A 13,675-nucleotide genomic window follows, 5' to 3' on the forward strand; every position below is an offset into this window, starting at 1 on the left:
GTTTATGCATAGAACAATTCCTTCATTAATTGAATCCATTTTAATTAATTTCTATGAGGAATGAACTTACTTCACTTTTACCTTAATCGTGTCTGTGCTGGTAACTCCGGCTGCGTTAATTAACTCTGCCCGATACGTATACGTGCCCGATGCTTTCCCGGACAGTGTAGTCACAGCACTTTGCGCATAAGGTGTAGCCGAACGGAGTTCTTGCGTATCGATCAACTTATCATTTTCATAGAGACGATACTCTGTAGCGTTGGTCCCCCACCACAGGTTCATGGTCACCTTATAATGGCCATCGCCATCCCAGTTATCTTGAGAGAGAACCGCTTTGCCTGGCGTTGCATTGGTAACCTGAACAGTCAACGTCTGACTCCGCGTTGTTCCCTTGTCGTTGGTCAACTCGGCCACATACGTATATGTGCCGTTGGCTTTGCCCGTGATCTTCGTCTGAGCAAACTGCGCCCAAGGCGCGTTGTAAGTCAACTTTTGTGTATCAACCAAAACCCCGTCCTCATATAACTTGTAGCTAGTTGCGTTCTCGCCCCACCACAGGTTCATTGTAACGATATACGCGCCCTCTGGCAGGCCGTTGCCTACCCAGTTATTGTGAGACAATACAGGCGTACCTGGGGCCTTGGTTGCCGGAGTTTCAGGTTCGGTCTCCACGGCTTCCAATTTCAGTGCCGTAGTGGTTGTGCCCGAAAGCCCCTGTTGGTCTTTTACGGTAAGTTCAACAGCATACTCACCCGCTACAATTCCCTCCAAAGGAAGGCTGAAGGTACCATCAGCTTGTACTTCAAAGACTCCTTCTTTATAAACCGAACCATCCTCTTTTTTCACAACATACGTTGCTTCCAGGGAAGCTGCCGGATCAAACGTGATGTCCCATCCGCTGGCAAGCGCAGGAGCTACACGGAAGTACAAGTCTTCCACGCTACCATTGAGGACAACAGACTCATCCTCTTTGAACTCCAACGCTTCTGGTGCAGTTACAGCCGGAGCTGTCTTTTTCACCAAAAATGGCGAAGTGTCTTCCTTATAGGTTTTGCCGTCCGTACCAATCGTAGTGATGTCTACCGTATATAAACCATCCGGAATCTCAGTCACATCATCGGTTGTGTAATCTGCATATGAGCCGTCCCAAGCAAGATTGTATCTTGCATTGGCATTGAAGTTAAAATAGTTACCAAAGATGGAGCCGATATAACCATCTTGATAATATCCACCTTCCGGATTAAGACCATCATAGATCTCAATCAGGGCAAATGTCATCGGATTATAGAATTCCATCGCAACATTCAACGTATCCAATGTACCATCAGCCTTCAATGGATAGTGGAATGGATTTTTTTCAGTGCCTTTTACGGTTTCAATATACTTAACTCCACTCAACGTAACGTTGAAATGAGCAACATATGGCACAGTAAAAGTATTGGTTCCATTCGAGAACTCGATGTATCCTTGTGCTTCTGTAGTCGCAGTAACCCCACGCGGAACGGTGATTGTCACTGCAAGTTCTTCCTCACCATTCAATGTAAAGAAATTCTTGTCTACGGCAACGGATACACCAGCGACATTACGAGTTGGATTCACATTTACGGTGTAATCCCCGCCACTACCATTCAGCGCTTCAACTTTAATTGTTTTGGTAATCGTCTTTTCATCTGTGCTCAGGAAATTACCGTAGTTGATACTTCCGGTGATATTCTCCTTTTCAACAACAGAGCCACTTTCTGTGTATTGAGTTACATCAAGCACTTTGACAAAAGCAGCAGGATCAATGGTATTTACAGCCTGAATACGGCCAGCACCTTGATCAAATACATCAAACTTGGTTGTATCCAGCACCTTACTATTGTTCATCAGTGCAACTTTGATATCAAATGGTGTCCATTCCGGATGTTTCTCGATCAGCAACGCAATCAAACCTGCTACATGAGGTGTAGCCATACTTGTACCTGATTTACGATCATAAGCTTGTGCGTAATCTGCGTCTGGCTCATCCTTGCCGTAGGCAGGAATTGTAGACAAAATGCTTGTACCTGGTGCAACAATATCCGGTTTGATGTCCAGTGTTACCTTTGCAGGTCCACGTGAACTGGATGAACTCATTTCATCGCCCGGAGTTTGGGAACGTTCAAAATCACTAAAGCTCACTTCAACGGCTTGGCCTGCGTCCAGCTCAACCTTGATCACATCTCCATCTTCCTTGGACATGCTCAGTGTTGGAATGAGTTCAAAGTTATCGCCCAGACTTACACCAATTGGGCCAGGAATGTTGTTATATACAATAACAGCCACGGCTCCGGCCGCTTTAGCATTGGCGATTTTCTCTACAAATGCGATTTCACCACGCTGTATTAATGCCACTTTACCTGTAAAATCCTTACCTTCAAAATCAGTTGGCTTACCCAGTGCTGCAAATTCCAGCTCATATTTCCCTGTCAAAACAGTTTCAGGGTCTGCCGACAGGCTCCATCCCATCAGATCCAGACGGTAAACCGACTCTGTAATAGCCAGTGGAGCTTCAGTCGGAGCAATTACAGACTCTTTTTCCACAGGAGCAGCTTCAGGAGAAGCTTCAACGGGTGCAGAAGGTGATGCAGATGGAGTATTTTCTTCTGTTGTAGCTTCTTCTACATTCAGATCTTCAGCTTCGTTAGAAACTGTGTCCTCCACAGCCGCTGCACTTTCCTCATCAGCAGTTGCAGGTACACCTTGCTCTGAAACTTCTGGTGCTTCTGTTCCAGGTGCCGTACCCAGTTCAGGAGATTGTTCAACCTCTGGCACCGGTTGTTGTTCAGGTTGTGCCTCTTCGCCTTCCTCACCAATCCAGAAGTGAGTATCGGCTGTAATCAGCTGGCTAGGTCCTGTAGAGTTACCTACCGTAATGGCCATTGCAGACGCACCCGGAGAACCGAGTGTATAACGGTTAGGTCCACTGTTACCACTTGCTACAACCGCTGTCACACCAGACAACATCGCATTGTTCAGGGCAACCGAAGTGATATAACTCGGGTCGTTGGCGGCGTTACCTAACGAGAGATTGATTACGTCCATGCCATCTTGAACAGAACGATCAATTCCGCCGAGTACCCATGAGGTTTGACCACTACCATACGGTCCAAGTACACGGTAAGCATAGATATCTGCTTCAGGAGCCACACCAACAATACCGTAGTCCCCTGCTTCGCGAGCAGCAACGGTACCCGCTACGTGTGTACCGTGAGATGTGTAATAGGGGCTTCCAAGCTCGTTAAGCTCAGGCTCGCCCGATCCTTTCCATTCTTGATATGTTGTTTCATACGGATCATTGTCGTTTCCAACAAAGTCCCATCCGCCTTTGTAAGCTTCCTGCAAATTAGGATGTTCATAGTCAATCCCAGTATCAATGACGCCGACTTTAATGCCATTTCCTTTGTAACCCAGATCCCATACTTCAGGTGCACCAATAAAAGGAGCTGTGTCTTTCATGTACGGGTTCACTTCATCTGTCTCGGGCGCTATTGTAACTTCAAGGTCTGGATATACGCTGACCACGCCAGGTATTTGAAGCAATTGTCCCACTTGGTTTCCTTTAAGCTCAATCGCTACACCATTCAGGGCATATGCATATTCTTCCAATACTTCATGTTTGATTTTCTTCTGAGTGAGGCTATGTACAAATGACTGTTGTTGTTGCTCAACTTGAGTCACAGCCTTTGTTTCCATAGAGGAGGTAAAAGATTTTCCGGAGAGGGTTGATTCACCTTGCGCTACTGCAACAGGTTTATTGGAAAGCTCAACGATCACTCGGGTGTTCTCTCCACCCAGACCTTCCAAGCTTTTATCCAAAAATGGATCTGCGGCAATTTTTGCTTCCCGTCCTGCAAGAATCTCTCTCCATTGTTTGGCTTCGGCTGTACTGGGTAAGTTGTCAAGCTGAATAACTGAATCTGCGGGAGCGGCTCCAGCCGCGGGGAGAATAATGGAAAAGACCATCAGAACACTTAATAACGTGGATATCAATCGTTTACTCAAGGCTTTGCCCCTCCTTTTAAATGTGAATACGTCACCAAATGATGGGTTCCTGCTGTGTTTGTGCGTACTGCAATACGCCTCCAATTTCACCGCCTATCTGCAAGAAGATTGACCCTTGGTAAATTATTCTATCAAAATACCACATTTTCCTTCTAAATACTTACAAATATGATATAGAAATTACTTATATGGGTCTTGAGTATGATAAAAATATCCATTTGTAATTATTTGTCGTTTGAATATTTCATTTTTAAAATAATACATCAAAAAAAAGACCAAGAGCCTCTTTATCCGAAAGAGGCTCTTGGTGTATAGGGGAAGCGTGGTTAGTATACAAAGAATACCGGAATTCGTTTAACATCGATAAAATTGCTACATATCGCGAAATTTTACTTTATTCTGGCTTCACGGCTTCAATACGCAGGCGCTTGTAATCGGCATACATCGCATCATCTTTCCAAAGGTGAGACATCACGATCTGACTGGTTTCATGGCATATTTGTTGTATCTCTTCATGACTGAGACTCTCAAAATAGTCCCCTCCAAAATGAGCCAACCAGCCTACTATACCCTGCTCACCATCTGCTAGTCTCGTAGGACGGTCGTAGTGATAGGCCTGTCGCACCACAAATCCACGTTGCTCTAAAATATGGCTATATTCTCCGATCGAAGGAAAGTACCAAGGGTTGCGTTCCGATGCACGAATGCCCGTGTTTCGCTCCATAACCTGCTCTAATGCATTCACAATGGTCTGCACGTTCCCTTTACCACCGAACTCTGCGACAAAACGCCCTCCGGGCTTCAAAGATTTCCATATACTATCCACCACTAATCGCGGGCTTCGCATCCAGTGCAGGGCTGCATTGGAGAAGACGGCATCATACAGTCTATTCGTCTCAAACTGATGACCGTCTCCTTCCACGAACTCAAGTTCAGGGAATTTCTTCCTCGCACGGCGAATCATGTCCGTCGATGCATCCATGCCAATAACTTCAGCTCCAGTCAGAGAAATTTCATGCGTCAAATCCCCCGTCCCGCAACCCAGATCAAGAATGTATTCCCCTTTTTGGGGTTGAAGCCAAGAGATCAGATTTTTGCCGTATCCGGACACAAAAACCAGTTTGTTGTCATACTCATCTGCTTGCCATTGATTTAATGATTTCATGGATACCACCGTCGCTTTCGTTATTGATATCCTCATTGTGGCACAGAATTGTTTATTATTTAAATATATAAATTCTATATTGTTTATAGGTATAACCAATAAAAGCGCTAACGAAGCGGATGCTCCGACGAACCATTGGGGGTTCTCTTCCCTTGAACGAAAAAGAAGAAGCTTCCCGAAGGAAGCTTCTTCTTTTTTTACGTCCCAGGAGGGATTCGAACCCCCGACCGACGCCTTAGAAGGGCGTTGCTCTATCCAGCTGAGCTACTGAGACAAATATGTATAATAAATTTTCGGCGCGGTTCTTATTATACTCTGATTTCTATATTTTTCAATAGTTTTATAAAAAAATTAATAATTATACTTAAATGCGGGTTCAAAAAGTCCGGTTTTCAGTACCGAGAAGATGGAATGAAGCTAGAAATGGAGTAGCGGAGCGTAGGCAAACTACGTGAGCAACTACATTGTTTCCAAAGGAAACAACCTTCGTAAGCATCCGCTTATTTCGGCTGAATTCCATATTCGATGTTGATGATGCCACTAGGCATCATTCGTAATCAAAGGCGATAAATGTACTTTTCGGTATTATTCTCATACTCCAGTCCCTTTGAGAATATGATAGCTTGAACCAGGTTATATTGAGGAGATTGGGACATTTAGAGTAAGATTAACATCAGACATTTTCAATGTCAGAATTGCTGGGTAATCTTTTGCATACATACATTTCAATGATCCATTGAAGGAGAGAATCGTCATGAGACAGCTTTTATCAGCCCTATCCTATTTCAGTATTTTCTTTGCCCCGTTCCTGTTTCCGATCATTATATGGATTGTTGCCAAGGATGATTACATTGAGGGACATGCAAAACGCGCCTTATTCTCACATGTATTCCCCTTTCTCGCTGCCATTCCGTTATTTTATTTCTTCGTGACTGCGCATAGTCTGGGTTCCGCCGTTGGGTTTGTCATTCTATTCTTTGTGATTTACGGATTAAGCTTTGTGTACAATGTGGTTAAAGGGATTCAAGTGTTGCGCGAGTATGCTTGATCACATCTCCACCTGATCTGACCATCGCATAACAAAACCCGCCGTTCAACAACGGCGGGTTTTTCCAGTTACAGATACAGTCAGAGCAACCAGCAACAGCAACAGGTCACATCTACATATAGCTCAACATCGAACTCTATCCCACTATCGCCACATGTGTTGCTGGAGCGTTACCTGTTAAGCCTGCCCGATCAGATAACGCTGAAGTGTTGGACCAAGCAAACCAAAGGAAAACAACTCACTTTGAAACCGAGCTTTATCTTCTTCTACTGTCATACCTTCGCTGTTCTCAAATGCGGTATCTGTCGCCTCTTCAAACGCAGTATGCATATTATTGTTATACCAGTCGATCGCCGAATCGGAGTGATTGCGTACAATCCGAACAACTTCCAGCGAATTTCCGGGCTGTGTTGAAGCCACGTATACAAGTAACGACGGATCTCCGGCATTTCCAGGCTGCACTTCAACCTCTGCACAAGACAATCCATCCACCTCGGTTAATCTGCGTATTTTGGCATCTTGAATGGCATACATTCGTCATCGCGCTCCTTTTCCTTTGTGCTTATCATGTACTTTGTTCAATCTGGTATCGTGTCTCTGGTGTGCCCAATCGGTAAATCTCTCGATACACCTGTTGTAATACCGTTTCATAAGCTCGGTTTACGGACTCCTCCGGTGTATCTGGCCATGGGAATACCATGCCAGGAAAGGCCTCTTCCTCCTTTTCCTGCATGAGGCTCAGCAGTCCCAGTAATTGCTCCGCTTCCTGCGGCGTTGCCTGAATGATCCATTCATATGATGTTACCGACGGATCCGGAATAACGGAGCGGCCCATGACAGACACATAATACTTCATACTGTCCATTGCATGTTCTCTCCTTCACAGGCATGTTGAGGCCGTTGTCCCTAGAACTAGTTTCCGAAGAGGACAGACATTTTATGCCTGCTTTCGGCATATATTTGTTACGACCTCTGACGAAAAGACAACATTTGCTGGTTGCCAGTAACTAAGCAGCCATACGGATGAATGACTCGACCAAGAAAGGATGAACAAACCATGTGCGGTATTACCGGCTTCATACAGTGGAATCGGGATTTGACCCAGGAATCAGAGCTGCTGGTCCGTATGACGGATAGCTTGTCGAACCGGGGGCCCGACGCTTCAGGTACATGGATCTCCAATCCTTGTGCCTTTGGACATCGGCGTCTTAGTGTAATGGACCCCGAGAACGGCGCACAGCCCATGCATGCGTTACAGGGAGATACCTCCTATACCGTCGTGTATAACGGAGAACTATACAATGCACCCGAGTTGAAAAAGGAATTGCTCCAGCGGGGGCATCAGTTCCGGACGCAATGTGATACGGAAGTGTTGCTCGCCTCTTATATTGAGTGGGGACCGGCATGTGTTGACCGGTTTAACGGTATTTTTGCTTTTGCCATATGGGATGGGGGACGCGAACAGGTTTTTATCGCACGAGATCGCCTTGGCGTGAAACCTCTGTTCTACAGTAATAACAAAGACACTCTCGTATTTGGTTCAGAGCCCAAAGCTCTGCTTATTCACCCTGATGTGGAAGCCGCTGTTGGCCCGGAAGGATTGGCCGAAGTATTTATCGTAGGGCCTGCACGGACACCAGGACACGGCGTATACTCTTCACTAAGCGAACTCAAGCCTGCGCACGCGCTGATCTATAACCGAAACGGTATCCGAACCTATGCCTACTGGAAACTGGAAAGCCAGAACCACGAACATAACCTGGAAGAGACGGCAGCAGAGGTACGCTCTCTCTTGCAAGATACACTGGAGCGCCAGTTGGCTTCGGATGTTCCAGTATGCTCTCTTTTATCAGGAGGACTGGACTCCAGCGCCTTGTCTGCATTAGCCGTTGATTATTACAAGCGAACCGGGCAAGGCCAAATCAGTACGTATTCTGTCGATTATGTGGATAACGCCAAGCATTTCCAGGCGCATTCCTTTCAGCCGGGTGCAGATGGACCCTGGATTAAGCGAATGGTGGATGAACTCAAGACCGACCATCACTGGATTGAGATTGAGAACGGAGAACTGATTCATGCACTGACACAGGCCATGTTAGTCAGGGATCTGCCAGGTATGGCAGATGTAGACTCCTCGCTCTATTTGTTCTGTAAAGAAATCAAAAAAGGGGCCACCGTTGCCATTTCAGGCGAAGCAGCGGATGAAGTGTTTGGCGGTTACCCCTGGTTCCATCGAGAAGATATGCTGAACTCCGGTACGTTTCCGTGGTCTGTAGCACCTGATATGCGAGCAGCGTTGTTATCCCCGGATATTCGGGAATGGATTCGGCCACTCGATTATTTGGCAGACCGCTATTCGGATGCAGTGGCTGAAGTGCCTCTGTTGGATGGGGAAACAGGTAAAGCTGCACAAATGCGGGTGATGTCCTACCTGAATATTACACGTTTCATGCCTACACTTCTGGATCGCAAAGACCGGATGAGCATGGGGGCAGGACTGGAAGTGCGGGTACCTTACTGTGACCATCGTCTGATCCAGTATGTGTTTAACATCCCTTGGGAAATGAAAATAACGGGCGGACGGGAAAAAGGTATTCTGCGTAAAGCACTCGAAGGTGTCCTGCCTGACGATGTGTTATATCGCAAAAAGAGTCCGTATCCGAAAACACATAATCCGCAATATCTGGCCGCGGTCAAACAGCAGGTACTTGATATCCTGGATGATCCCACTTCGCCGATTTTGCCTTTGATCGACAAAACTCAGATCCGGAATCTTGCGTCTTCACCAGATGCAGCTTCCAATCTTCCCTGGTTCGGACAGTTAATGTCGGGTCCCCAGTTATTTGCATATCTGACTCAGATCAATACCTGGTTGCGGACATATAAAGTCGCTATTCGTTAAGATCAAGTTATGCATTGATTCAGCATGATGAATTATTTAAGGGTGCCCAAACAGTAACTACTGTGTTTGGACACCCTTTTATTACTTTTTTATAAGAATCTCTGTACGTATGCGCTCGTTCTTCATCCACATTCCACTCAGTTCGATTTATTGCACTTTGAAACGACTGACGGTCTGTTGCAACTGTTCTGCCATCAAGGAGAGATCATTGGCTGCGGAAGCAATCTCCTGCATCGCAGACAACTGCTCCTCTGAAGATGCACTCACTTCTTCTGTTCCAGCGGCCCCCGTTTCGGTCACTTCCATGATTGTTTTCATAGACCTATTAATCTGTTCTACCCCTGTTGACATTTGCTCAATTGAAGCAGAGACTTCCTGTGTTTGCCCCGCTACGCCCCCAACCGCCTCACGAATTTCATCAAATGTGGCTCCCGCCTGGTGAACAAGTGTAATCCCCTCTTGAACCTCTGCGGATACAACCACCATAGATTCAGCAGCATTTCGCATTCCCTTCTCAATCGATGCCACCAATGGAACAATTTGATTAGCAGAAAGCGCAGACTGCTCAGACAGCTTCCGAACCTCTGTAGCAACAACCTGAAACCCTCTTCCCTGTTCGCCAGCTCGTGCAGCCTCAATAGCAGCATTAAGGGATAGGAGATTCGTCTGTGCTGATATTTCCGAGATGCTGTCCACCATTTTCACAATATCCTGAGAGTGTCTGCTCAGTTCCTGGATCACGACCGACAGATTCGACACCGTCCCTTGTATAGAATTCATTTGACCTATCGCAGACTGAACTGACTCGCTACCCGTTATTGTTTTTACGGAGACTTTGGTAGCTTCTTCAGACATATGGAGTGTGTTCTCCGTAACTTGTTGAAAGCCTGTCGTTAACTCATTCATCGTCTGGAATCCATCACTCGCCATTCGAACCTGTGTATCCATACCTGTTGCAATCTCACCCATTGTGATGGCCACTTGCTCTGTGGCGGTTGCTGTCTGTTCGGTGCTTGCCGTCAACTCCTCTGAAGAGGCAGCTACCCGTTCTGCACTGTCTCCTACCTGATGAATGAGTGTACGCAAATTTGCAGACATGATGTTAAAGGCTTGGGCGAGATCACCAATCTCATCCTTGTTACGGACCACAATAGGCTCACCAGTCAGATCTCCGTCTGCAATCCGGCTCGCGGATTGGGCAATAGCAGCAACAGGCAAGGATATCATTCTGCCAATGACATACGCCACAAGTGCCCCGATTAGAAGAGAAGCCACTCCAATAATTGCAATCCACCTAAGGACCTGCACAATCTGAAGATTAGCCTCCACAACGCCTGAGTTCATGGCATCTTGTTGATGCGTTTCCATACCTTCCACAATGCCTTCAAATTCAGAGATCAGACTTGGGGCTGTATCCTTCAGTAATCTTGAGATTTCACTGTTATTCCCCTGTCTTGTCAATGTCATAATCTGCTGCGCAAGTTCATAATATTGGCTCATCGCTTCATCCGATCGTGAAAGGTAATCTTTCATCTTTGAACTTGAAACTGATGATTTTAATTCTTCATTTAATGCTATGTAATCTTCATAAGCTTTATTAAATGCCTGTTCGTTCTCCGCACTGTCTTCCAGAATATAATTTCTCAAAGCAATCTGCTGTGATTTAAGATCAATCGACATATTTTTAATGAGTAATAGTTTGCTTGTTCTATCATTAATTAATTCTGTATACGTTTTCTCAACGGCTATAAACTGCGTATATGTTATAACCGTTATAGCCACCAATAATAACAGCACAGATGAGAAACCCATAAGTAATTTACGGCTAATTGAGATTTTTTTCATGTGTACTCCCCCGAAAGTTCAGATAACGTGCATGATACTTCTTACATCCACCCTCCTTTCAATTAAATTGAGACTTTAGACCCAATTAAAAATATAATTCGCGATTATATGTACAAATACTATTCATAACAGGGTCTTTTTTCCTGTTCATACTAACCCATAAAATATAAAATTTGAATCATAAACTTAAAAATATTATTTTTCAAAATTGTCAAGGCCCTTTTAATAAAGAACACAAACACTAACTCTAGTCCGGTAAAACAAAAAAACACCTTCCAGAAGGCAAGTCCAAACCAAAGGTCTGATCCTGCCTATACTAAAAGATGCGTTTGAAGTTACGCTGATATGTGGTTTAGAAACGGATAAACCTATTCCAGCTCCCCAGTGGAATAGCTAAATATGAAATGCCGGTCAACGAATCAATACCGGATTACGTTCAAGCAGCCCGCTGCCAAACGTTTCCCTGAACGGGGAATCCTCCATATGGATATAACCGATGTAACAGCCACATTTTTTCATGCGACAGGGCCGATCCTCAGACAAAGCCTGCAAACCATCGCGATATAGATGTCCAATGATTCGTCGATCCTTGTAACATCTCTTCACATGCCCGGACCCCTGTATATAAAATACTTCCGAACCGGCAGCACATCGTTTGCCCAAGCTCTCATAATCCTGCAGATTACCTTCAAAAAGCGGATCAAGCCCACGTAAAAACTGAATCTCTTCCGGCGTGTAATACTTGGGCCGATCTTTGAAGGCATTAACCCACATATACACATCATCCGGCAAAGCCTGTCTCATGGACTCAATTGCGGGGAAAGCACTACGGAGTCCGACAGTACCGACACTAAAAGCAAGTCCCATCTGACGCAAGGTCAGACATTGTTTAACAAAAGAAGCCTCTTTTGTCTCACGAGGATGATACGTCGCCCAAAAGGCCGCTTTATTCGCATCCAACTCCCTCGCCCAATCCAGTTTGACGGACAGGTTGGTTTGAATTGCAACCTTATCCACATGTGGCATATGTGACAGCTCAACCATCGCTTCCCGGTACCACCGACGCACCAAAGCTTCACCATAGGGATTGAAGAAAATCGAAAATTGATGCCCAGCACTCTCTTGCTCCCTGACCCAATTCACAAATTGACGCAATTGTTGTTCATCCACTTCCAACGTCTCTTTGGAATCCACGGTTTTGCTAAAAGGGCAGTATGGACAGTCGTAATTACAGGAAGACAACTTCCCCCGATAATACAAAGTCGCTCTCATGAGAAAACAAACCCTTCCATCTGTTCACGAATTTCGGCAGATATAAGCCAATCTCCAATCGCATCGGAGTAACCCAGTCCTTCTTCTGTCAGACGCAGCACCTGCTTGTCCTCATCACTCTCCAACTCCGCCATGCCCTCTGTCAACAGTTCAGCCAACCAGACATAGTCGGACATCACATCGGTACCAAAGCGTTGTTGGTAGTCAGACAACGTCAATCCCTCCCGATGCAGCAAGGCTTTCAGAATAAAGCGACGTCTCTGTTCCTCACCGCTTAACACGATGCCATAATCCGCCACATCGTAGCGCTCGGTTGCCACATAATCGGCAATGATGCTCTGTGTGGCCTTGTAACTCACGCCATACTTGGAAGCATAATGTACTTCACTCGTATAAGAGCGTGCGCCACACCCCAGACCAACCATGCCTTCCTCCTGACAGCTGTATGGCAGAAGTGCTTTCGAGGACGACTGTTCTTTGGCAAATCTGCGCATGGAATATTGCACATAACCTTTACTTTTTAAAGTCTCACGTGCAGCTTTATACAGTTCCATCCGAATATCAGGTCCCTGACGTCGAATATCATCAGGTTTCACGATTGTATTTTCCCGTGTATACAAGGGATAGATGAAGATTTCGCCCGGTTCGTAGGCCAGAACTCTTTCCAGTGAATATATCCACGATTCCACCGTTTGACCCGGCAAACCATAGATCAGATCCAGATTTAACAATGGGAAATCATACCGAGTAAGCTTCTCAAGCGCTCGTTCAACTTCCTGCGGTTTTTGTGGACGATAGATGGCAGATGCTTCAGCTTCAATAAAACTCTGGATGCCCATACTGACACGATCCACACTTCGTTCCTTCATGATGGCCAGCTTGGCTTCCGTAACGGTATCCGGCGACGTTTCCACCGAAATCGATGCTTGTGCAGGGTCCAGCCCCATCACATGTTCAGCAATATCAAACAGACGATTCAACTGAACCTCATTTAATAATGTAGGCGTTCCCCCACCAATCGCGAACCGCGAATACGGTCTTCGAGATGTAATAGGTGCCCACTGCTTCGCCTGACGTTCCAGCGCATCTACATAGCGTTCATGCGTATCTTCCCGTCGATCCGGCAGTGTGAACAGATTACAGAATCCGCAACGAGCAGCACAAAAGGGAATATGCATATATAAAAAATACGTATCGGTATTCTCTCGTTCCCACAGTGGCCCTAACGGCAGTGGTGGGTCAAGCTCCCGATAGGCGGTCTTGTGTGGGTACGAGTATAAGTAAGAACGATAAGGGAATGCCAGTACTTCACTGAGACTTGTAGCTTTATCGGATCCGGACTGTGTGGAATGGCCTGTTGTTGTATGTTGTATATGTTTCTCCATCGGTTTCCTCCTGTCTCCGGTTGTTGTCCTCA

Annotated in this window: 9 protein-coding genes and 1 tRNA gene; 2 read left to right on the forward strand and 8 right to left on the reverse strand. The window is 45.7% G+C overall.

What is annotated here, in order from left to right; genetic code table 11:
- Positions 1 to 66: 66 nt before the first annotated feature.
- The 3 genes from NSQ20_RS25200 to NSQ20_RS25210 all read right to left on the reverse strand — a co-directional run bounded on the left by NSQ20_RS25200 (position 67) and on the right by NSQ20_RS25210 (position 5,465).
- Entirely contained in the window at positions 67 to 4,026 is a 3,960-nt protein-coding gene (locus tag NSQ20_RS25200) for a S8 family serine peptidase (RefSeq protein ID WP_340031094.1), read from the reverse strand.
- 394 nt (positions 4,027 to 4,420) lie between these two features.
- Complete coding sequence (locus NSQ20_RS25205) at positions 4,421 to 5,191, reverse strand: methyltransferase domain-containing protein (RefSeq protein ID WP_340031095.1); 771 nt, start codon at positions 5,189 to 5,191, stop codon at positions 4,421 to 4,423.
- Between the two features lie 200 nt (positions 5,192 to 5,391).
- Positions 5,392 to 5,465 (reverse strand) — tRNA-Arg (locus NSQ20_RS25210).
- A 480-nt stretch (positions 5,466 to 5,945) separates the two neighbouring features.
- On the opposite strand from NSQ20_RS25210, the gene NSQ20_RS25215 reads away from it, so the two are divergent.
- Positions 5,946 to 6,239, forward strand: coding sequence for a DUF4870 domain-containing protein (locus NSQ20_RS25215; protein ID WP_017692583.1), 294 nt, complete (start codon positions 5,946 to 5,948; stop codon positions 6,237 to 6,239).
- Positions 6,240 to 6,416: 177 nt separating this feature from the next.
- Here NSQ20_RS25215 and NSQ20_RS25220 read toward each other — a convergent pair whose 3' ends face one another.
- Both NSQ20_RS25220 and NSQ20_RS25225 read right to left on the reverse strand, forming a co-directional pair.
- On the reverse strand, positions 6,417 to 6,773 hold the full coding sequence (locus NSQ20_RS25220) for a hypothetical protein (protein ID WP_036605881.1): 357 nt from the start codon (positions 6,771 to 6,773) through the stop codon (positions 6,417 to 6,419).
- Between the two features lie 31 nt (positions 6,774 to 6,804).
- Positions 6,805 to 7,104 carry a hypothetical protein gene (locus tag NSQ20_RS25225; RefSeq protein WP_017692581.1) on the reverse strand — a complete coding sequence of 100 codons (300 nt, stop codon included), beginning with the start codon at positions 7,102 to 7,104 and terminating at the stop codon, positions 6,805 to 6,807.
- Positions 7,105 to 7,296: 192 nt separating this feature from the next.
- On the opposite strand from NSQ20_RS25225, the gene asnB reads away from it, so the two are divergent.
- Positions 7,297 to 9,141 carry an asparagine synthase (glutamine-hydrolyzing) gene (gene asnB, locus NSQ20_RS25230; RefSeq protein ID WP_036673522.1) on the forward strand — a complete coding sequence of 615 codons (1,845 nt, stop codon included), beginning with the start codon at positions 7,297 to 7,299 and terminating at the stop codon, positions 9,139 to 9,141.
- A 147-nt stretch (positions 9,142 to 9,288) separates the two neighbouring features.
- On the opposite strand, the gene NSQ20_RS25235 is transcribed toward asnB, so the two are convergent.
- The 3 genes from NSQ20_RS25235 to NSQ20_RS25245 form a co-directional block, all read right to left on the reverse strand.
- Entirely contained in the window at positions 9,289 to 10,986 is a 1,698-nt protein-coding gene (locus NSQ20_RS25235; RefSeq protein ID WP_340031096.1) for a methyl-accepting chemotaxis protein, read from the reverse strand.
- Positions 10,987 to 11,397: 411 nt separating this feature from the next.
- Positions 11,398 to 12,258, reverse strand: coding sequence for an STM4011 family radical SAM protein (locus tag NSQ20_RS25240; RefSeq protein ID WP_076319732.1), 861 nt, complete (start codon positions 12,256 to 12,258; stop codon positions 11,398 to 11,400).
- Entirely contained in the window at positions 12,255 to 13,643 is a 1,389-nt protein-coding gene (locus tag NSQ20_RS25245) for an STM4012 family radical SAM protein (RefSeq protein ID WP_340031097.1), read from the reverse strand. Before NSQ20_RS25245 ends, NSQ20_RS25240 begins: the two co-directional genes overlap by 4 nt.
- Positions 13,644 to 13,675 lie beyond the last annotated feature (32 nt).

The organism is Paenibacillus sp. FSL K6-1122 (assembly GCF_037977015.1).
GTDB classification, from domain to species: Bacteria; Bacillota; Bacilli; order Paenibacillales; family Paenibacillaceae; genus Paenibacillus; species Paenibacillus amylolyticus.